This is a genomic window from Sphingobium trunci (genome assembly GCF_022664535.1).
Lineage (GTDB): Bacteria > Pseudomonadota > Alphaproteobacteria > Sphingomonadales > Sphingomonadaceae > Sphingobium.
In genome coordinates this window covers 80,059-99,937 of the sequence record NZ_JAKUJY010000012.1, presented here as the reverse complement: position 1 = coordinate 99,937, position 19,879 = coordinate 80,059, and the positions used below count along the sequence as shown (strand labels likewise).

Below are 19,879 nucleotides of genomic sequence, written 5' to 3'. Positions count from 1 at the left end.
TTCCACGTGGAACATCAGATCATTTGCCGATACAGAAGCCTGCAAACAGATGGTCCAGCATATCCTCCGTGCTGGCCTGTCCGGTCAGGGCGTCGATGGTGTTGCGGGCCTGGCGCAATTCCTCCGCCGCTATCAGCAGGTCATCCCTTCCAGCCGCCGCCCGTAGATGCTGTTCCAGCAAAGCCGCGCCGTCACGCTGGCGACGGTGGAGGGCATAATCACCCTCCCCCGGCAGCAGGCGAGCCGCACGCTCCAGCAATGTCGCGACCAGCCGTTCCATCCCCTGTCCCGTCCGGGCCGAAAGACGCAGGCCCGGCCGGTCGTCCCGATCGCGCAGGTCGGCCTGTGCCGCCACGAGGATTGCGTCTTCACGGGGCAGGTCCGCCGGATCGCCAAGCCACAGGATGATATCGGCGGCATCGAGCGCCATGCGCGCCCGGTCCATGCCGATCGCCTCGATCGCGTCGCCCACTTCGTCACGCAGACCCGCCGTGTCCGTGAAAAGAAAGGCGACGCCGCCGATGGCCGCCGGCACCTCGATCCGGTCCCGCGTGGTCCCGGCAATGTCGGAGACGATGGCGGCCTCGCGTCCGACCAGATGATTGAGCAGCGTCGACTTGCCCGCATTGGGCGGCCCGGCCAAGACCACCCTGATGCCGTCGCGAAGTCTCTCGGCCGAGGGCGCCGTCAATATGGTGGCGACGTCCCGCGCCAGCGTGAGAATCTCGCTGCTGATCCGCGCCTCTATCCCGGCGTCGGGGACGTCATCCTCATCCGAGAAATCCAGCGCCGCCTCGGTCATAGCGGACAGGCGGAGCAGCGCTTCGCGCCAGGCCTCGACCCGGCGGGAAAAATGGCCCTCCGCCATCATCAGCGCGGCGCGCCGTTGTTGCTGCGTTTCGGCGGCGAGCAGGTCCGACAGCCCCTCCACGGCGTTCAGGTCCATCCGGCCGTTGACGAAGGCGCGGCGGGTGAACTCCCCCGGTTCGGCGCGGCGCAGCCCCGGCAAGCTGCCCAAGGCGTCCTCGACCGCCGTCACGACGGCCCGCCCGCCATGGCAATGTAACTCGGCAAGATCCTCGCCGGTGACGGTTCCCGGACCCGGCAGCCAGAGGACCAACGCCCGGTCCAGGGGCGCCCCGTCGCGCGGATCGGTGAGCAGGGCCAATCCCGCCCGCCGCGCTGCGGGAATCCGTCCGGCCAGGGCCTCCAGCGCGGCACCTGCCCTTGGCCCGCTGATCCGGATGACCGCGATCCCGGCGGGCGGGGCGCCGCTGGACAAAGCGAAGATGGTGTCGGTCACGGCAGGCTGTGCGGGGAAATCGCAGTCCTAATTCTTGTCGCCATTCTTGCCCGGCATTCCGGCCAGGCCGATGTTCATCATCTGCTGGAACAGGCGCATCCCCGCATCGCCCAGCGGCGAGAAGCTCTTGAACAGGGTTTCCATCTGCTCGACATTGGCGATCCCGTCGAAACTGTCCAGCACCGTCTTCACATATTTGTCATGAATCGGTGTGACATCGGGCAGGCCGAGGAAAGCCCGGGCCTCCGCAGGGGTGCAGTCGACATCGACGCTTACCTTCATATCAGACTACCTTTTGTGGGTGCGAGCACATGCCCACCCCTCATGCCGCAACAAGGATGATAAACGCAAATTTTTTGACTCCTGCGGCGTTGCGCTGGCCAGCACAGTGGCCAATATGCTGTCGGATTTTCGAGACCGAGAAAGAGGAAAGGATTTTTCCATGGCGACATTTACATCCATATCCACGCTGGAGGGTGATGCCCAATTCGATGTCTATGTTGCCCGGCCGGAGGGGACGCCCAGGGCGGCGATCGTCGTGATCCAGGAAATTTTCGGCGTGAACGAGGGCATCCGCCGGAAATGCGACAGCTGGGCGAAGGCCGGCTATCTGGCGCTCTCGCCCGACCTGTTCTGGCGCGAAAAGCCGCATGTCGAGCTGGACCCCGACGTGCCGGAGGAATTCCAGGCCGCGATCGGACATATGCAGGAGTTCGATCAGGATCTGGGCATCCGCGATATCGAGGCGACGATCAAGGCGGCTCGCGCCGAACTGGCTGACGGCGGCAAGGTCGGCCTGGTCGGCTACTGCCTGGGCGGGCGGCTGGCCTTCATGGCGGCCTGCCGGACCGATGGCGATGCCTTTGTCGGCTATTATGGCGTGGGAATCGACGGCCTGCTGGGCGAACAGCATGCGATCGGCAAGCCGGTGCTGCTGCATGTCCCCACCGCCGACGGCTTCGTCCCGGCCGACGTCCAGCAGAAAATGCATGAAGGGCTGAAGGATAACCGCCATGTCACCCTGTATGACTATGAGGGGCTGGACCATGGCTTTGCCGCCGAAATGGGCAATCGCCGCAATGAGGAGGCCGCACAACTGGCCGACCAGCGGACCGCCGATTTCTTCGCGGCGAATCTCTGACGGGAAGGACGGATGATGGTTCAGGCTTGGCGGATGGTGGTCCGGTCCCATGGCGGGCCGGAAGTGATCGAGCGGGAGGATTTCGATCCGGGAGCGCCCGGCGAAGGCGAGCTGTTGATCGCGCAGGACGCCGTCGGCCTGAACTTCATCGACACCTATTATCGCACCGGCCTCTATCCCCTGCCCTTGCCGACCCCGCTGGGGTCCGAGGGCGCGGGCCATGTCGCGGCCGTGGGGCCGGGCGTGACCGGCTTTGCGGTAGGCGACCGGGTGGGCTGCGTCAGCGGCATGGGCAGCTACGCCACCCACCGCATCGTGCCGGCCGACCGGGCGGTCAAAATCCCCGACGGCATCAGCACCGAAGATGCCGCCGCGATGATGCTGAAGGGCATGACCGCCTGTTATCTGGCCGAAGATACCATCGCCTTGGAAGCGGGACAGGCCGCTCTGGTCCATGCAGCGGCGGGCGGCGTCGGGTCGGTGCTGGTGCCGTGGCTCCGCGACAAGGGCGTGACCGTGATCGCGCACAGCGGATCGGCGGAAAAGGCCGCGCGGGTGGAGGCGGACCATAGCCTGCACGGTCCGTTCGACACTCTGGCGGCGAGGGTGCGTGAATTGACCGGCGGCAAGGGCGTGGACGTCGTCTATGACGGCGTCGGCAAGGATAGCTGGTCCGCCTCCCTCGCCAGCCTCAAGCGGCGGGAACTGATGGTCAGTTACGGCAATGCGTCGGGGGCAGTGCCGCCGGTCAGCCTGCTGGACCTCAGCCGGGGCGGATCGCTTTACGTCACCCGCCCGACCCTGTTCGACTATATCGTCACCCAGCAGGAGCTGGATCATACCGCCCAGAGGCTGTTCGATCGCATGGCGCGCGGGGTGGTGAAGACCGTCATCGGCCAGCGCTTCGCCCTGGCGGACGCGGCGGATGCGCATCGGGCGCTGGAGGCACGCCAGACGATCGGCAGTACCGTCCTCATCCCCTGAGGATAAAGACCTGTTTTAATGGAATATTTTCGGCAGGGAGCGGGGATTGCCCCCAGCCCCGGCGACTGAGCGCCACGAACCGGCGGACGGCTGATCCCTCCGCCGGACCTCCGCCGGGCCGCGGGATCAGACGAACAGGGTCAAAATGCCCACCTGATGGTCGACGATGCCGTCATAGATCATCTTGAACGCGACATAGACGATCACGGCAAGGCCGATATAGGCGATCCAGCGGAAGCGCTCTATATATTTGGCGATGATGTTGGCGGCGATGCCCATCAGCGCCACCGACAGGATCAGGCCGATGATGAGGATGCCGGGATGATCCCGCGCCGCGCCCGCCACCGCCAGCACATTGTCAAGGCTCATGGACACGTCCGCGACGGCGACGGCCCAGGCGGCGCCCGCAAAGCTCTTGGCCGGACGCAGGCCGGAAATATCGTCATCGCTTGTTTCGGGCGTGTCCCCGCCCCTCTCCGGATGCAGTTCGCGCCACATCTTGAACGCGACCCAGAGCAGCAGCAGCCCGCCCGCCAGGATCAGGCCGACGATCTGCATGAGCTGCGTCACGACCAGCGCAAAGGCGATGCGCAGCACCAGCGCCGCGATGATGCCGATCAGGATCACCTTCCTGCGCTGCTCGGCCGGAAGGCCCGCCGCCAGCGCACCGACGACGATCGCATTGTCGCCCGCCAGCAGAACGTCGATCATCAGCACCTGGCCGAATGCAGCCAGCGCGGCAGGCGAGCCGATATTGCTGAAATCATTGACGATATGCGCCCAGATATCGGCTGGTGAGCCGGCCCCCTGGGCCGCGGCAGCGGCGGTTGCGAGTAGGTCGATCATGACGGCCTGCTATCCCCTGAAAATATGGGCCAAAATGAAGGGCCGCCAGACCGGAGTCCGACGGCCCGAAAATCGCGGCGGCGCGATGACATGGATCGGGCTTCCGGCAGAAGCACAACCCATGCAGCCGCTTACTGGTTCATCGAATCGAAGAAATCCTCGTTGGTCTTGGAATCCTTCATCTTGTCGAGCAGGAATTCCATGGCATCGACCGTGCCCATCTGCATCAGGATGCGGCGCAGCACCCACATCTTGGACAGCTTGGCCTTGTCGACCAGCAGCTCTTCCTTGCGCGTGCCCGACTTGCCGACGTCCAGCGCCGGGAAGATGCGCTTGTCCGCCACCTTGCGGTCCAGCACGATTTCCGAGTTGCCGGTGCCCTTGAACTCTTCGAAGATGACTTCGTCCATGCGGCTGCCGGTGTCGATCAGCGCGGTCGCGATGATCGAGAGCGAACCGCCCTCCTCGATATTGCGCGCGGCGCCGAAGAAGCGCTTGGGACGCTGGAGCGCGTTCGCATCCACACCGCCGGTCAGCACCTTGCCCGAGGACGGCACCACCGTGTTGTAGGCGCGGCCCAGACGGGTGATCGAGTCGAGCAGGATCACCACATCCTTCTTGTGTTCCACGAGGCGTTTGGCCTTTTCGATCACCATTTCGGCGACCTGGACGTGGCGCTGCGCCGGTTCGTCGAAGGTCGAGGAGACGACCTCGCCCTTCACGCTGCGCTGCATGTCGGTGACTTCTTCCGGACGCTCGTCGATCAGCAGGACGATCAGGAAGACTTCGGGATGGTTGTCGGTGATCGCCTTGGCGATGTTCTGGAGCAGGACGGTCTTGCCGGTGCGCGGCGGCGCGACGATCAGCGCGCGCTGGCCCTTGCCCTGCGGCGAGACGATGTCGATGACGCGGGCCGACTTGTCCTTGATCGTCGGGTCGAGCGTGTCGAGCGTCAGCTTCTGGGTCGGATAGAGCGGCGTCAGATTGTCGAAATTGACCCGGTGACGGACGACTTCCGGATCGTCGAAATTGACCGAGATGAGCTTGGTGAGCGCGAAATAGCGCTCGCCATCCTTGGGCGCGCGGATTTCGCCTTCCACCGTGTCGCCGGTGCGCAGGCCGAATTTGCGGACCTGGTTGGGCGAGACATAGATGTCGTCCGGACCGGCGAGAAAGTTCGCTTCCGGCGAGCGCAGGAAGCCGAAGCCGTCGGGCAGCACCTCGATCGTGCCCTCGCCCATGATCTGCTCGCCATTGTCGGCCTCGACCTTGAGGATCGCGAACATCAGGTCCTGCTTGCGCAGGGTCGATGCGCCTTCGACGCCCAGCTCCTCCGCCATGGTCACGAGTTCGGCAGGCGCTTTTTTCTTGAGATCCTTGAGGTGCATTCGCGTGAAGTCCGATGGGTTGAGAAAATGAGGAAGGGGGGAGGGGGGAAGATCAGGCCCGGCAGAGACTCGGGAAAGACCCGCTCCGGACGGGCGGGATAGAATGTCTGGCGTTTAGCGATCCCACCCCGTCCAAGTCAAGGCGGCTGCATGCAGGAAAGCGACAGAAAATTGCCGCCCTGCGCCCTGCCGCGAATGAAATGGGATGGGCGGAGGTCCGGCGCCCATGCTATACGGGTATAAAATATGGAGGATGAGGAGATGGCCCGACCCTGCGCCGTCCGGCGTGCCGCCCTGGGCATCGCGCTGGCGATCGCCAGCCCTCCGCTCGCCGCGCAGGACCGTCCCGCCCTCGACCCCGCCGATCCGCCCGCGGTCGTCCGCACCGTGCCCACCGCCGACGCGCGCATCACCATTCCCATCCAGATCGACGGCAAGGGGCCGTGGAACTTCGTGGTGGACACCGGATCGCAGCGCACGGTCGTGTCGCGCGAACTGGCCGAGCGGCTGGCATTGCCGCCGCGGGACCGGGTCACGGTGATCAGCATGACCGGCCGGGCGGAGGTGGAGACGGTCGCCGTGCCGCGCCTGGGCTTCGGCCGGACGGTGGTCGACGATATCGAGGCCCCGGTGCTGGAGGGCGAGAATATCGGCGCGCCCGGCCTGCTGGGACTGGACGGGCTGCACGCCAAGCGGCTGCTGCTCAATTTCCGCACCGGCCGGATGGAGATCAGCGACAGCAGGCAGGGCTGGCGCGACCCCAATGTCATCATCGTCGAAGCGCGGCGGCGCAAGGGTCAGCTCATCCTGCTCGATTCCGACGTGAACGGGACGAAGGTCAGCATCATCCTGGACACCGGCACGGCGATCAGCGTCGGCAATATGGCGCTGATGGACAGGCTCTTGCGCCGGAAGAAGGCGCCCGCGCTCAACATGGTGTCGCTGACCAGCGTGACCGGCGAGACGCTCGCCGGACAATTGGGCCTGATAGACCGGGTGCGCATGGGCCGGGTGACGCTGAAGGACATACCGGTCATGTTCGCCGATGCGCGGCCCTTTGCCGAACTGGAGCTGCAGGACAAGCCGGCGCTGCTGCTCGGCATCGACGCGCTCAAGGCGTTCGATCGGGTCGCGATCGATTTCGGGCGGGGGAAGGTCGACTTCCTGCTGCCCGATACCGGCCTGCTGGACCGGACCCGCTTTGCCGCGACGCGGCGCGCCGCAGGCTAGGGTAGGGACACCCCAGGGTCAGGACCCCAGGATCTGTGGGGATTGAGCCCAAGGCGGGCTGCAAATGACGGCTTTCTGCGCTTCCAGCGCTCACGACCTGCCGGTCGCTCCGTGCCGGTTCTCGAAATCCGCCATTTTAGCTGCGCTGGGCTTCGGCTCGCCTCACCCGGCACTGAATCCCCACACATCCTAGTGCGGCTGTTGTTGTTGCTGCTGCTGCTGCCGGTTGCGGCCCAGCACATTGTCGATCCATTGCTGGTCCAGGCGCGGCGGTTGCGGGCGATCGGCCGGATTGGGCGCGGCGTCCGGGCTGTCGCCGGACGGCTGATCCTCCTCGCCTGTCCGCTGCTGGCTACGCTCGATCGGCAGGCCGTTCTCGTCGACCATCATGCCATTGTCGGGCTGGCCATAATAGGCTTCCTCGTCCGGTTCCAATTGCCATTCGGGCAAAGTCACCTGGGTCTCGAACTGTTCCACCGGGCGATTGGCGACCGCCACCTTCATATAATCGGCAAAGGCGCGCGCGGGGGCGCGGCCGCCATAGAGGGCGGGCACCGGCCGGGCATCGTCGCGCCCGACCCAGACGCCGGTGGTGATGCCGCTGGAAAAGCCCAGGAACCAGCCATCCTTGCCGCTGTTGGTGGTGCCGGTCTTGCCCGCGACCGGGCGGCCGATCTGCGCCGCCTTGCCGGTGCCGGTGCTGACCGCCGTCTGCATGAGGTCGGTCATGCCCGCCGCCACCCAGGGGGCGACCAGCACGCGGCTGGTGTCGTCCTGATGCTCGTAGAGGACGCGCCCGTCGGCGGTGGTGACCTTGGTAATGCCATAGGGCGTGACCGCGACCCCCTTGCGCGCGACGGAGGCGAAGGCGCGGGTCATGTCGATCAGGCGGACATCCGACGTCCCCAGCACCATCGAGGGATGGGTGTTGATCGGCGTGGTGATGCCGAAGCGGCGCGCCATGTCCGCGATGGTCGGGAAACCGACCTCCACGCCCAGCTTCGCCGCCACGGTGTTGACCGAATAGGCGAAGGCGGTGCGGATATCGATGTCGCCCGAATAGCGGCCATTGCTGTTGCGCGGCTTCCATCCGTTGATGTCGACCGGGCCGTCGGTGACCCCGGTGTCGGGGGTATAGCCCGCCTCCAGCGCCGCCATGTAGACGAAGATCTTCCACGCCGAACCGGGCTGGCGCGTCGCCGTGGTGGCGCGGTTGTAATTGGAGGTCACATAATCGAGACCGCCGACCATCGCCCGTACCGCGCCGTCCCGGTCGAGCGACACCAGCGCGCCCTGCATCCCGTTCGAGACATTGGCCTGCACCGCCGCCGTCGCCGCCTTCTGCATGCCGAGGTCGATGGTGGTATAGACCTCCAGCGGCTCATTGGGTTCGTCGATCAGCGTGTCGAGCTGCGGCAGCGCCCAATCGGTGAAGTAGCGGACGCTGTTCTGCGGCGGTTCGGGCGCCATCTTCACATCCTGGAGATGCGCGTCGGCGCGCTCCGACGGGCTGATCTTGCCATTTTCCTCCATCAGTTCCAGCACCACGCCCGCGCGGCCGATGGCGGCTTCGGCATCGGCGGTGGGGGAATAGCTGGAGGGCGCCTTGACCAGCCCCGCGATGATCGCCGCTTCGGGCAGGTCCAGGCTGGTCGCGGGATGGCCGAAGAATTTGCGGCTCGCGGCATCGATGCCATAGGCGCCGCCGCCGAAATAGACCTTGTTCAGATAGAGTTCGAGGATCTGCCGCTTGGAGAATTTGCGCTCCAGCGCCAGCGCCAGAACCATTTCCCGGACCTTGCGGCCCCAGCTGTAGCTGTTGTTGAGGAAGATGTTGCGCGTCACCTGCTGGGTGATGGTGGAGGCGCCCTGCCAGCGGCGTCCGCTGCCGCGCCGTTCCATCGCCACCCAGGCGGCGCGCGCCATGCCGATGGGATCGACGCCGGGATGCAGATAATAGCGCTTGTCCTCGGTCGAGACCATGGCGTCGACCATCACGGTCGGGATCTGGTCGAAACTGAGCCAGCGGCCGAAACTCGGCCCCAGCGAGACGATGACGCTGCCGTCCGCCGCATGGACGCGGATCATCTGCCCATTGGGCGAGGATTTCAGCGATTCATAATCGGGCAGCGACTGATAGGCGATCACCACCGCCACCACGACCGCGATCGCCGCGCTCAAAAAGCCGACGAGGCCGATCTTCAGCCCCCGTACCAGCCATTTCTTCACCTTGCCTCGCGGTTCGCTCGATCGTGCCATGGTTCGCCCGGATATGCGCTAAACAGAAAGGCGGCCAGTGGAAAAGCCGTGCAGGCCGCACATGAAGTTCATGGCTGTGAAGAGAAGCGACGCTTTACCGGCGATGAACGATCATTCGCCGTCGTCGCGCGGCTTGAAATCCAGCGATGCGCTGTTCATGCAATAGCGCAGGCCGTTGATCCCCGGCCCGTCCGGGAAGACATGGCCCAGATGGCCGTCGCACTTGGCGCAGCGCACTTCGGTGCGGATCATGCCATGGCTGTTGTCGCGGATTTCGTCGACCGCGTCGATATCGACGGGCGCGGTGAAGCTGGGCCAGCCCGAACCGCTGTCATATTTTTCCTCGGCGTCGAACAGCTCGGCGCCGCAGCCCGCGCAATAATAGAGGCCATCGGCCTTGTTGCTGTTATATTTGCCGGTAAAGGCCCGCTCCGTGCCCGCTTCGCGCAGGATATGATATTGTTCGGGGGAAAGGCGCTCACGCCATTCCGCGTCGGTCAGATCCAGCTTGTCCATGCGCGGCAATATGGCGATGGCGCTGCGTCCGATCAAGCGCTTACCGCTCCCGCGCCGCCTGCCGGGCAATGGCGAGCAATTCATGGCGGACCATCAGGTCGCCCAGCCCCCTGCCCGACCGGCTGGCACGCTCGGCCTGGGCCAGACGCTGGATCACGCGGGCGATGCCGGTCGCGTCCCACAGGCGCACCTGGCGGGTGACGACGCCCTTTTCCTTCCAGAACACCGCCTTGCCCGCTGCCTCGACCGCGCCCTCCAGCCTGCCGCTCTCATCGAAATCGGCGCGGATATTGGCAAGCAGCATGGCGCGGGTCAGCAGCGGACGAAGCACCGCCGCCATCGCCGTCCCGGCTTCGGCCAGACGCCCCAATTCCCGATTCATGCCTTTGAGGTCGCCGCCCAGCACCGCGTTCACCAGGGGCGCTGCGTCGCTGTCGGGATTGTCGGCGGACAGGGCATCCAGCGCTTCGCCGGTCGCCTCGCGCGGGCGGTCGGGCGCGGCATCGAGATAGAGGATCAGCTTCTCCACCTCCCCCGCCATCAGCGTGCGATCGCCGTTGGTGAGGTCCGCGATGCGGCGGCCCAGGTCGGACGAGAGGCGCAGGCCCCCTTCCCGCGCGATGGCGACGGCGATCTGTTCGGCCTCCCGCGCGTCGGGCTGGTATGAGGCGAAGGCCATGGTCTGCTTGTGGTCGAGGACCAGCTTCAGCAGCTTCGACGTCGCCTTGAGCGCGCCCGCCGTGGCGATGACGGGATTGCCCGCCGCTTCCGCCTCCAGCAGCGCGGTCAGCGCGGGGAGCGATTCCTCGCCCATGCCGTTGACGCGGATCCAGCGCTTGTCCCCGAACATGGAGAAGGACGCCGCCTCGTCGGCCAGCCGGGCCGGATCGTCGCGCAGCGTCGAGATGTCGAGGTCGATCCGCTCCGCCTCCGGCCCCATGGCGCGTTCCAGCCGCTTGACCAGCGTGGCGCTGCCCGCCTCATCGGGACCGTAGAGCAGGAAGAAGCGGCAGTCGGCAGGCGGCGCGTCGAGCGCCTTTTCGATCTGGCCGCGATTGGCCTTCAACGCGACGAGTCCCGGCTCTGCTCCCTTTGGGCAAAGCGCGCGAGCCGGGCGACGATCTGGTCGGCGATGGTCTGCGACAGGCGTTCGAGCGCCGTGTCTTCCGCCGCGATGGTCGCATATTCGCTGGAAACGACGTCGATGCCGACGTCCGACCCGGCGGTGTCGTCGAATATCTGCGCGCCCGTGGCGCCGTCGATCAGCTGGTAGCGGGCGCGCAGGGCCCGCCGCTCGCGCGTGACGGCAGCGTCGGACCGCAGACCGAAGCCGCTGATATTGTCATCCAGCTTCACCACCAGCTTGTAGCCCGGCCCGGTGCCGCTCATCGCCGAGAGCCGGTCGTTCAGCGCATTGCGCACCAGCCAGCCGCCCTTGCCCTCGATCGGCTGCACCTCGACATGGCCGAGCGCCTGCGCGACCGCGCCATGGCTGCCCCCGCTATAGACGGGGCGCAGGCCGCAGGCGGAAAGCAGGAGGGTAAGGCCAAGCAGGGGCAATATGCGCTTCATGGATAAGCCCTTAGAGCATTCTGAAGCCGGCTGGAACAGTGGACGGCTCGCGGAATGCGGCAAACGAACGAAAATGGAAGGGCGAACGCTTCCTCCGCTCGCCCGTCCCACCCTTCCCGATCAGATGACCAGGTTCACCAGGCGATCCGGCACCACGATGATCTTCTTGGGGCTGGCGCCGTCCAGCGTCCGCGCCACATTGGGCGCGGCGAGGGCGAGGCGTTCCAGCTCGTCCCTGGGTGTGCCCTTCGGCACGGTGATGGTGTCGCGCAGCTTGCCCATGACCTGACAGGCGATGGTGACCTCATCCTCGACCAGCAGCGCCGGATCGACCGCGGGCCAGGCGGCTTCCGCCACCAGGCCAGCCTCGCCCATGTCCGCCCAGGCCTCCTCGGCCAGATGCGGGGTCATCGGCGCGACCAGCAGCGCCAGCGCGCGGATCGCCGCGCTGCGGCTGGCCGAGGGCCTGGCCTTTTCGACCGCGTTGGTCAGTTCGTAGATTTTCGCCACCGCCTTGTTGAAGGACAGCGCCTCGATATCCTTCGCCACGCCGTCGATGGTCTGGTGCAGCTTGCGGTCGAGGGCCTTGTCCTGCCCCTCGGCGGCCTTGTCGGCCTCCCCGAACAGCCTCCAGAGGCGATTGACGAAGCGCCACGATCCTTCGATGCCGGCTTCCGTCCAGAGCAGGTCGCGCTCCGGCGGGCTGTCGGACAGCATGAACCAGCGCACCGCGTCCGCGCCATATTGGGCGATGATGTCGTCGGGATCGACGACATTCTTCTTGGACTTGGACATTTTCTCGACGCGGCCGACCGTCACCGGCGCGCCGCCTTCGAGCATCACCACCTTGTCGCCCTGCCGCTCCACATCCTGCGGGGCGAGCCAGGCGCCTTCGGGCGACTTGTAGGTCTCGTGCGTCACCATGCCCTGCGTGAACAGGCCGGTGAACGGTTCGGCAAAGCCGATCTGCCCCATATGCCGGAGCGCGCGGGTCCAGAAACGGGCGTAGAGCAGGTGCAGGATCGCATGTTCCACGCCGCCGATATATTGGCCGACGGGCAGCCATTTCTCCACCGTCTCGCGGTCGAAGGGCTTATCCCTGGGCTGGCTGGCGAAACGGATGAAATACCAGCTCGAATCGGCGAAGGTATCCAGCGTGTCCGTCTCGCGCCGCGCCGGACGCCCGCATTTGGGGCAATCGACATGTTTCCAGGTCGGATGGCGATCGAGCGGATTGCCCGGAATGTCGAAGCTGACATCCTCCGGCAGCACCACGGGCAACTGGTCCTTGGGCACGCCCACCGGGCCGCAATCCTCGCAATGGATGACCGGGATCGGCGTGCCCCAGTAACGCTGGCGCGAAACGCCCCAGTCGCGCAGGCGGAACACGGTGGTGCCGGTGCCCCAGCCCCCTTCCTCGGCGCGGCGGACGATCTCGGCCTTGGCTTCCTCGACGCTCATGCCGTTGAGGAAATCAGAGTTCACCAGCCGGCCCGGCCCGACATAGGCCTCCTCGCCAATGCCCTTGTCCTCGTCGCCCTCGGCGGCGACCACGCGCTCGACGGGCAGCATATATTTGCGCGCGAAGTCGAGGTCGCGCTGGTCATGGCCGGGAACCGCCATGACGGCGCCGGTGCCATAGTCCATCAGCACGAAATTGGCGACGAACAGGGGAAGCTTGCGCCCGGTGAAGGGGTGGATCACCGACAGGCCGGTGTCGTAGCCCTTCTTCTCCTGCGTCTCGACCTCGGCGGCGGCGGTGCCGGTGTGGCGGCATTCCTCGGCAAAGGCGGCCAGCGCCGGGTCCTTCGCCTCCAGCGCGAGGGCCAGCGGATGGTCCGCCGCGATCGCCGCGAAGCTCGCGCCGAAGATGGTGTCGGGCCGGGTGGAGAAGACCTCCACCTCGCCGATGCCGTCCACCACCTGGTCCAGCTTGAAGCGGAATTGTAGGCCGACCGACTTGCCGATCCAGTTTTCCTGCATCAGCCGCACCTTTTCGGGCCACTGGTCCAGCGTCTTCAGGCCCGCCAGCAGATCGTCGGCGAACTGCGTGATCTTCAGGAACCATTGGGACAGCTTGCGCTTCTCGACCGGCGCGCCGGATCGCCAGCCCTTGCCGTCGATCACCTGCTCGTTCGCCAGCACGGTCATGTCGACCGGGTCCCAGTTGACCGCCGATTCCTTGCGATAGACCAGGCCCGCTTCCATCATGTCGAGGAACAGCGCCTGCTCATGGCCGTAATAGTCCGGCTCGCAGGTGGCGAGCTCGCGGCTCCAGTCGAGCGCGAAGCCCAGCTTCTTGAGCTGCGCCCGCATGGTCGCGATATTCTCGCGCGTCCAGCTTCCGGGGTGCACCTTCTTTTCCATCGCCGCATTTTCGGCGGGCATGCCGAAGGCGTCCCAGCCCATCGGATGCAGCACCTCATGCCCGGTCATGCGGCGGAAGCGCGCCAGCACGTCGCCCATCGAATAGTTGCGCACATGGCCGATATGGATGCGCCCGGACGGATAGGGGAACATCTCCAGCACATAGGAACGCGGGCGGTCGCTGCTGTCCGACGCCTTGAACGTCTGCTTCTCGTCCCAGACGGCCTGCCAGCGGGCGTCGGCCTCCAGCGGGTTGAAGCGCCTTTGCATTGGATGAGTCCTCAAAAATGCGTTCGGGCCGAGCTTTTCATGAAGCCCAGCCCCCTGATTCTACAACAATCGACGGAAAAGGGCTTTAGCCTGCAATCGCCATGCGGCGCAGGTCGCGGGCCTTGGTCAGGATGATCTCTTCCAGCTTCTGCACGGTCGCCGCCTGCACCGGGGCGTCGACCCACTGGCCGTTCTGGCTGACCTGGCGGCTGGCGGCGACGCGCAGCGCATCGGCGCGCAGATCCTGGTCGAGGATCGACACGGTCAGCTTCATCCGCTCGTTCGGGCTGTTCGGATTGGCGTACCAGTCGGTGACGATCACGCCGCCGTTCGAATCCGTCTGCACCATCGGCATGAAGGACAGGGTGTCGAGGCTCGCGCGCCACAGATAGGCGTTGACGCCGATCGTCGTCACCTTGGAGGCGGCCAGGTCGGCCTTCGGCCGTTCCTTCGACCCGCCCCCACAGGCGGCGAGCGGCAATAGGGCAGCCAGCAGCAGACCGGCGGTAAGAGGCGAAGAAAGGCGGCGGACCATCAATTCATGTCCCATCATTCAGGAAAACGCCTCGCTTCTATAGAGAAGCCGCGCCAATCGGCAAGGGGTTGGGCGCAAGAGTGGGGTCGGGCGCGGGAGGGGGGCATCGGGCGCCCCACGGCCCGTCGCAACGGCCCGTCGCGGGATCGGCAAGAATCCTGTGTGTTCCGTGCAACAGCCCGGACAAAAAAATGGTAGCGCTCTACCCATATCAGACTCTTGCGTGTAGAAAGACACGCAGAAAACTTTGTCGGTGGGGAAGAGATTCGTATCATGGGCCTGAAAAGGGGACATATCGCATTGGCGGGCTCGGCAATTGCCGCGGCCGGCTTCATGCTGTCTCCCGCTTTCGGCGCGGCGACCGATCTCGTGCGCCTGCGGCATGAGATACCTGTTTCGCTTGGCGCACTGGGCAGCATCTCCTCCTTCACCCCCACGACCAAGGATCCGCGTCTGGCGGCAGCCTATGCGAAGATCGCGGCTTCGGCCAGTCGTCAGAGTTTCCGCTTCACCCCGACCAGCGGTTCGATGAGCGGGCAGCGTTCCGTCACCGTGATGGTCCGCGCGGCCGATCTCAACGATGGCGCGAACGCGAAGCGCGGGCTCGATCCGATCAGCATCGCGCCGGTCGCCTTCAGCCTGAACAGCGCCCATAACTGGCGCAAGTTCGCCCTGCCCGAAGCCGTGGGCCGGAAGGAACTGGATCCGGTTCCGGTCGAAATGGCGGGCGCGCGGAATTTCTCGCTGGACAAGGATAAGGACGGCAAGGATCGCTTCAGCACCAAGGTGCTGATCGAAAGCCGCCGCGAACCGGCGGCCACCGTCCGCAATCCCAGCGCCGACAAGGATTATTCGCTGGATCTGGCGAGCTCCTATTCGCTGACCCGCAACCTGAACGTCACCGCCGGCATCCGCTACAACAACAGCTTCGCCGGGCGCCTGACGCCGATGACGGACGACCGCCAGGACGCCCAGGCCGTCTATCTGGGCACGGTCTTCAAATTCTGACCCTGCGGGAATCCCCCGGATTCCCCTGAATGAAAAATCCTCCCCATCGAGAGATGGGGAGCGGGACCATGTGCATTATGGTGGAGGGGAACCGGCACGTCTGGCGCCTTTTCCTCTTTCCACCTCCGCCATGGGCCGCCTGCCGAAATAAGTCTGTCCTACAGCCACCGGCCCGCGCTAAACCGCTCGCGGCTCTTTCAACAGTCTGGATGCAATAGGAAATCCTGCCGGAAATGGCGGATTCACACCCCTCTATCGTGTCACCTATGTCACCCGGATCCCGCCGCCAGCCTCACGCCATCCTCAACCCGACAAGGCATCGATGGCGGCCCAGCCTGATGCGCCCAGGCCTTTCAGCATCGCCCGATGCCCCCGCCGGACCCCGCCCAGCGCCATGACCGGCACCCTTGCCTGCCGCGCCAGGGCGGCGAAACGCACCCGGCCCAGCCAGGGACTGCCGGGATGGGAGCGGGTCACGAACAAGGGCGACAGGAAGACGAGGTCGGCCCCCTCCGCCCCAGCCTTCCGCATCTCCCGCGCATCATGCACGGGCATGCTGTGGAGAAGCGGATACCCTGCCCGGCGGATATCCCGCCCATGCCAGCCGTCCGCGCCCCAAGCCGCGGCCTGCCGCGCCGTGCCGCCGAGCATCAGCACCAGCCGCCGCCGCCGCGCGATCCCCGCCAGACGGTCGAACAACGCCCGCCGCTCCGGCTTGGGCGTGCGATAATGGCGCAGGACCATGCCCGCCCGCCCCTTCGGCAAGCGCGCGGCCGCTGCCAGCAACGATGCTTGCCCGACGCGCTCATCGGTCATCAGCCAGAGACCCGGCAGTTTTTTGCGGTGGCGGCCTTTCATGGCCCTGCCTATAGCAGCGCCCATGACGACCGACACCCTTGAAGCGGCCGAACGCCTCGCCGCCGTCCGCGACGCCATGGGCCGCGCCGCGCGCCTGACCGGCCGCACAGCCGACGATATCAACCTGATCGCCGTGTCCAAGACCCAAGGGGCCGACGCCATCCGCCCGCTGATCGGGGCCGGGCAAAGGGTCTTCGGCGAAAATCGCGTGCAGGAAGCCCAGGCCAAATGGCCCGCCCTGCGCGAGGAATATCCCGATCTCACGCTGCATCTGGTCGGCCAGCTTCAATCGAACAAGGCGGCCGACGCGGTGGCGCTGTTCGACACCATCCATTCGCTCGACCGCCCTTCCCTGCTGAATGCCCTGGCCAAGGCCATGGATGCGGCGGACCGGCGTATTCCCTGCCATATCCAGGTCAATATCGGCGCGGAGGAACAGAAAGGGGGCTGCGCCATTGCCGAAGTCCCGGCACTCATCAAGGCCGCGCGGGCCGCGGACATTCCCCTGCTGGGCCTGATGTGCGTGCCCCCGGCCGATATCGAACCGGCGCCCTTTTTCGCGCTGCTGGCGAAAATGGCGCGCGAGGAAGGCCTTGCGCGCCTCTCCATGGGGATGTCGGGCGATTATGAAACGGCGATCATGCTGGGCGCGACCGACATTCGCGTCGGGACCGCCCTGTTCGGCGCACGCCCGTCTCCCGCCCGCCCCCTGCCGGCGAGCGGGAGGGGCATGATCAGAAACTCCCGCGCAGGGTGATGCCGTAGGTGCGCGGTTCGGCCAGATAGGCCGAGATCAGCTGGTTCGCCATCGGCGCGCCGGGGAATTGCCCGACGGTCGACGTCGCCGGGCTGCTCGATTGCAGCGGGCTGCTGAAGGCGACCTGGGTATAATCCTGGTTGAAGATATTCTGGCCCCAGAATTCGACCGCCCAGCGCTGCTGCGGTCCGCGGATGCCGATGCGGGCATTGAACACCGCATAGCCATCCTGCCGCTTTTCCGGGAACAGGTCGGACCCGGTGTTGAAATCGCTGCTCATGCGGCCGTCGATATAGAATAGCGCCGACAGCCCGCCAGTCCCCAGATTCGGCGTCCAGGACGCGCTGACCGTCGTCACCACTTCGGGCGCCTGCGAGTTGACCGATCCGGGCAGCAGGAACAGGGCCGGGTCGAGCGGTACCGCGCCATTGCTGCTGCCGACCAGCCGGTTGGCGAACTTCGCCCGGGCATAGGTCAACCCGCCAGCGAACCGGACATTGCGCACCGGCGTCGCGGACAGTTCCAGTTCCACGCCCTGGCTGATGAGGCCTGGACCGACATCGCTGCTGGCGCAGCGCCCGCCGCCGGCCGCGATCGTGCCGGTTGTCAGCGCTCCGTCGCAGCCGTTGATATTCTGAACAACGAAGCTGGTGCCGTTGAAGGTATTGAGCTGGAAATTCTTGAACTCCTGCCGGAAGGCGGCGATGTTCGCGCTCCATTTGGGCTGGCTGTATTTCAGCCCTATTTCAAAGGCATCGACCTTCTCGGCGGCAAAGCGCAGGCTGGTCACATCCGCATTGGTGCGGGGCGCGAACACGGCCGGAACCGGGTTCACGCCGGTCGAACCGAGCTGGAAGCGATCGAGATTGTAGCCGCCCGCCTTATAGCCCTTCGAATAGCTGCCATAGACCAGCAGTTCTTCGACCGGTTTCCACGACAGGACGGCGGTGCCGGAAAATTCCCCGTCGCTGATCTTGTCATTGAGGTTGAGCGCGTTGAGACCGGTCGAACCATTCCCCAGGCAACCCAGCGTCAGGATGCCGCCCGCCAGTGCCGCTGCACTGCCCAACCGCGCATTCGTCGCAATGGCCGGCAGGCTCGATGCCTGCAAGGCCGCGCAGGTCGCGTTATTATTGTTGAAATCGGCCGAGAAACGCTTGCTTTCATGGGTGTAGCGCAAGCCCAGGGTCAGATCGAGCCGCTTGGTGATATGGATGATATTGTGGGTGAACAGCGCCCAATTCTCGCTCTTCTGATGGTAGAGCGAGGCAACGTCCCCGGTGCCCGAAGGGATAGCCGCCAGCGCGCGCAGGCCATTGCCCAGACCGGTCGAAATGGCGCCCGCCTGCAAGGCCGGAACCCCCGCGAGGATGAGGCCGCCATTGAGCTGCGCCTGCGTCCCGGCAATCAGAGCCTGTGTCGCCGTTCCATTGCCGCACGCCGCCAGCTGTCCGGCGGTCAGATTGCTGTTGACGCCTGTCCCCGCCATCAGGCGGCAGGCAGCAAAGCGGCCATAATCCGCGCCGAAACGGATATTGTCCTCCAGCGTCAGCTTTTCATTCGCATAATAGCCGCCCACCAGCCAGTCGAGGACATCGTTGAAGGCCGACCCCTGCGCCCGCAGCTCCTGGGTGAAGGTCTTGAACTGGCGATAGGTGTTGGGATCGCGATAGAGCAGGTCCGCCCCGCTATAGTCATAGTCGCCATAGTCCTGGCTCTTATAATCGCGATAGGCAGTGATGCTGGTCAGCTTGGCGCCGCCCAGGTCATAGTTGATCTCGCCCGAAACGCCCCAATCCCGCAGCTTGCTGACATAATCCCGGCCCGCCGTGATGTGCAGATCGCGATCAAAGGGATCGGCAGCGAAAATGCTGCCCTGCCCGGCCAGGATCGCGGCTATGCGGTTGAACGGCGCTGTGCTGTAGCCGCCGCCCGACAGCGGACGGCGCTCGCGCGTTTCGATATAGGCCGCGCCGCAGCAGCTTTCGTCGCGATGGGTATAATCGCCGATCAGGCGGATGGAGAGCGCATCGTTCGGCTCGAACAAGGCCTGTCCGCGCAGGAAATAGCGGTTGCGGTCATTGGTGTCGCCCACCTTGGCGCCGCTGGCGTCCACCAGATCGTAGAAACCATTACGCTTCGACCAGACGCCGTCCAGGCTGAGTGCAAGGCTGTCCGTAACCGGTCCGGTGATCCGGCCCGCAAGCCGCCAATAATCATAATTGCCGTAGGTCACCTCAGCCTTGCCGGCCAGCTTGAATTCGGGCGCCTTGCTGATGATGTTGATCAGGCCCGCCGAAGCGTTGCGGCCGAACAGCGTGCCCTGCGGTCCGCGCAACACCTCGACCCGTTCGATCTCGCCCAGTTCGTTGAGACCCGCACCGGTGCGCGAACGGTAGACGCCGTCGATGAACACCGCGACCGAGCTTTCCAGCCCAGGATTGTCGCCGACCGTGCCGATGCCGCGAATACGTGCCGACGCATTGGCTTCGGTGCCGGTGGAGGACAGAAGCAGCGACGGAGCCAACTGGTTCAGCGAACGGATATCCGTGGCACCGCTATTCTGCATCGCCTGCGCGGTTACGGCGGATACCGCGATCGGCACGTCCGACAAGGGACTGGCGCGCCGCGTCGCCGTGACAATGATGTTGACGCTCTCCGGATCGGTCGCTGCATTGCTGTCCTGCGCCCATGCGGCAGGAATGCTGCTGCCCACTGCGATCGCACCGGCAGAAATCAGCCAAAGGCTCTTTTTATGCATGATGATGCTCCCTCTCTCTTCACCCCGCATGACTTTCCGTCACGTCGATTTGTCTTGTGAAACTATCCCGACACAGCGGGTAAA

The 19,879-nt window shown here is 65.5% G+C and carries 17 protein-coding genes; 5 read left to right on the top strand and 12 right to left on the bottom strand.

Annotated elements, in window-relative coordinates; translation table 11 throughout:
- Window positions 1–19: 19 nt before the first annotated feature.
- Window positions 20–1,303, bottom strand: a complete 1,284-nt coding sequence (mnmE, locus tag MJ601_RS12515) for a tRNA uridine-5-carboxymethylaminomethyl(34) synthesis GTPase MnmE (protein ID WP_242126866.1) — start codon at window positions 1,301–1,303, stop codon at window positions 20–22.
- A 27-nt stretch (window positions 1,304–1,330) separates the two neighbouring features.
- The gene (locus tag MJ601_RS12510) at window positions 1,331–1,585 is read right to left on the bottom strand and encodes a DUF6489 family protein (protein WP_242126863.1); all 255 of its coding nucleotides are present in this window, start codon (window positions 1,583–1,585) and stop codon (window positions 1,331–1,333) included.
- A gap of 160 nt (window positions 1,586–1,745) precedes the next feature.
- Between MJ601_RS12510 and MJ601_RS12505 the strand changes: the two genes are divergently transcribed.
- Window positions 1,746–2,444 (top strand): dienelactone hydrolase family protein, encoded by a 699-nt coding sequence (locus tag MJ601_RS12505; RefSeq protein WP_242126861.1) that lies wholly within the window; start codon window positions 1,746–1,748, stop codon window positions 2,442–2,444.
- 15 nt (window positions 2,445–2,459) lie between these two features.
- A complete protein-coding gene (locus tag MJ601_RS12500; protein ID WP_242126909.1) occupies window positions 2,460–3,428 on the top strand; it encodes a quinone oxidoreductase family protein in 969 nt (322 codons plus the stop codon).
- 126 nt (window positions 3,429–3,554) lie between these two features.
- On the opposite strand, the gene MJ601_RS12495 is transcribed toward MJ601_RS12500, so the two are convergent.
- Window positions 3,555–4,274, bottom strand: coding sequence for a YjbE family putative metal transport protein (locus MJ601_RS12495; RefSeq protein WP_242126859.1), 720 nt, complete (start codon window positions 4,272–4,274; stop codon window positions 3,555–3,557).
- Between the two features lie 131 nt (window positions 4,275–4,405).
- Entirely contained in the window at window positions 4,406–5,662 is a 1,257-nt protein-coding gene (rho, locus tag MJ601_RS12490) for a transcription termination factor Rho (RefSeq protein WP_242126858.1), read from the bottom strand.
- 261 nt (window positions 5,663–5,923) lie between these two features.
- Here rho and MJ601_RS12485 point away from each other — a divergent pair, with 261 nt between their 5' ends.
- On the top strand, window positions 5,924–6,892 hold the full coding sequence (locus tag MJ601_RS12485) for a retroviral-like aspartic protease family protein (RefSeq protein ID WP_242126856.1): 969 nt from the start codon (window positions 5,924–5,926) through the stop codon (window positions 6,890–6,892).
- A 189-nt stretch (window positions 6,893–7,081) separates the two neighbouring features.
- Here MJ601_RS12485 and MJ601_RS12480 read toward each other — a convergent pair whose 3' ends face one another.
- The 6 genes from MJ601_RS12480 to MJ601_RS12455 all read right to left on the bottom strand — a co-directional run bounded on the left by MJ601_RS12480 (window position 7,082) and on the right by MJ601_RS12455 (window position 14,411).
- Window positions 7,082–9,151, bottom strand: a complete 2,070-nt coding sequence (locus MJ601_RS12480; RefSeq protein WP_242126854.1) for a transglycosylase domain-containing protein — start codon at window positions 9,149–9,151, stop codon at window positions 7,082–7,084.
- 111 nt (window positions 9,152–9,262) lie between these two features.
- Window positions 9,263–9,667, bottom strand: coding sequence for a peptide-methionine (R)-S-oxide reductase MsrB (gene msrB / locus MJ601_RS12475; RefSeq protein ID WP_242126907.1), 405 nt, complete (start codon window positions 9,665–9,667; stop codon window positions 9,263–9,265).
- Between the two features lie 40 nt (window positions 9,668–9,707).
- Complete coding sequence (gene holA, locus MJ601_RS12470) at window positions 9,708–10,733, bottom strand: DNA polymerase III subunit delta (protein WP_242126852.1); 1,026 nt, start codon at window positions 10,731–10,733, stop codon at window positions 9,708–9,710.
- Window positions 10,730–11,239, bottom strand: a complete 510-nt coding sequence (gene lptE / locus MJ601_RS12465) for an LPS assembly lipoprotein LptE (RefSeq protein ID WP_242126850.1) — start codon at window positions 11,237–11,239, stop codon at window positions 10,730–10,732. Before lptE ends, holA begins: the two co-directional genes overlap by 4 nt.
- Before the next feature lie 120 nt (window positions 11,240–11,359).
- Window positions 11,360–13,876, bottom strand: coding sequence for a leucine--tRNA ligase (gene leuS, locus MJ601_RS12460; protein ID WP_242126848.1), 2,517 nt, complete (start codon window positions 13,874–13,876; stop codon window positions 11,360–11,362).
- Between the two features lie 85 nt (window positions 13,877–13,961).
- Window positions 13,962–14,411: a DUF3576 domain-containing protein gene (locus tag MJ601_RS12455; RefSeq protein WP_242126846.1), complete on the bottom strand. Its 450-nt coding sequence runs from the start codon at window positions 14,409–14,411 to the stop codon at window positions 13,962–13,964.
- Between the two features lie 273 nt (window positions 14,412–14,684).
- Between MJ601_RS12455 and MJ601_RS12450 the strand changes: the two genes are divergently transcribed.
- Window positions 14,685–15,419, top strand: a complete 735-nt coding sequence (locus MJ601_RS12450) for a hypothetical protein (protein ID WP_242126844.1) — start codon at window positions 14,685–14,687, stop codon at window positions 15,417–15,419.
- A 303-nt stretch (window positions 15,420–15,722) separates the two neighbouring features.
- Here the strand turns inward: MJ601_RS12450 and MJ601_RS12445 are convergent, their stop codons facing one another.
- Entirely contained in the window at window positions 15,723–16,277 is a 555-nt protein-coding gene (locus MJ601_RS12445; protein WP_242126843.1) for a thiamine phosphate synthase, read from the bottom strand.
- 22 nt (window positions 16,278–16,299) lie between these two features.
- On the opposite strand from MJ601_RS12445, the gene MJ601_RS12440 reads away from it, so the two are divergent.
- Window positions 16,300–17,034 (top strand): YggS family pyridoxal phosphate-dependent enzyme, encoded by a 735-nt coding sequence (locus MJ601_RS12440; RefSeq protein WP_242126840.1) that lies wholly within the window; start codon window positions 16,300–16,302, stop codon window positions 17,032–17,034.
- Here the strand turns inward: MJ601_RS12440 and MJ601_RS12435 are convergent.
- Window positions 17,012–19,795 (bottom strand): TonB-dependent receptor, encoded by a 2,784-nt coding sequence (locus MJ601_RS12435; RefSeq protein WP_242126838.1) that lies wholly within the window; start codon window positions 19,793–19,795, stop codon window positions 17,012–17,014. The genes MJ601_RS12440 and MJ601_RS12435 overlap by 23 nt on opposite strands.
- Between the last annotated feature and the right edge of the window lie 84 nt (window positions 19,796–19,879).

Coding starts and splice junctions, on each gene's coding strand:
- MJ601_RS12485 (WP_242126856.1), top strand. CDS start 5,924: ATGGCCCGACCCTGCGCCGTCCGGCGTGCCGCCCTGGGCATCGCGCTG.
- MJ601_RS12495 (WP_242126859.1), bottom strand. CDS start 4,274: ATGATCGACCTACTCGCAACCGCCGCTGCCGCGGCCCAGGGGGCCGGC.
- rho (WP_242126858.1), bottom strand. CDS start 5,662: ATGCACCTCAAGGATCTCAAGAAAAAAGCGCCTGCCGAACTCGTGACC.
- MJ601_RS12505 (WP_242126861.1), top strand. CDS start 1,746: ATGGCGACATTTACATCCATATCCACGCTGGAGGGTGATGCCCAATTC.
- MJ601_RS12480 (WP_242126854.1), bottom strand. CDS start 9,151: ATGGCACGATCGAGCGAACCGCGAGGCAAGGTGAAGAAATGGCTGGTA.
- leuS (WP_242126848.1), bottom strand. CDS start 13,876: ATGCAAAGGCGCTTCAACCCGCTGGAGGCCGACGCCCGCTGGCAGGCC.
- MJ601_RS12440 (WP_242126840.1), top strand. CDS start 16,300: ATGACGACCGACACCCTTGAAGCGGCCGAACGCCTCGCCGCCGTCCGC.
- lptE (WP_242126850.1), bottom strand. CDS start 11,239: ATGAAGCGCATATTGCCCCTGCTTGGCCTTACCCTCCTGCTTTCCGCC.
- MJ601_RS12445 (WP_242126843.1), bottom strand. CDS start 16,277: ATGAAAGGCCGCCACCGCAAAAAACTGCCGGGTCTCTGGCTGATGACC.
- MJ601_RS12435 (WP_242126838.1), bottom strand. CDS start 19,795: ATGCATAAAAAGAGCCTTTGGCTGATTTCTGCCGGTGCGATCGCAGTG.
- MJ601_RS12455 (WP_242126846.1), bottom strand. CDS start 14,411: ATGGTCCGCCGCCTTTCTTCGCCTCTTACCGCCGGTCTGCTGCTGGCT.
- msrB (WP_242126907.1), bottom strand. CDS start 9,667: ATGGACAAGCTGGATCTGACCGACGCGGAATGGCGTGAGCGCCTTTCC.
- MJ601_RS12500 (WP_242126909.1), top strand. CDS start 2,460: ATGGTTCAGGCTTGGCGGATGGTGGTCCGGTCCCATGGCGGGCCGGAA.
- MJ601_RS12450 (WP_242126844.1), top strand. CDS start 14,685: ATGGGCCTGAAAAGGGGACATATCGCATTGGCGGGCTCGGCAATTGCC.
- MJ601_RS12510 (WP_242126863.1), bottom strand. CDS start 1,585: ATGAAGGTAAGCGTCGATGTCGACTGCACCCCTGCGGAGGCCCGGGCT.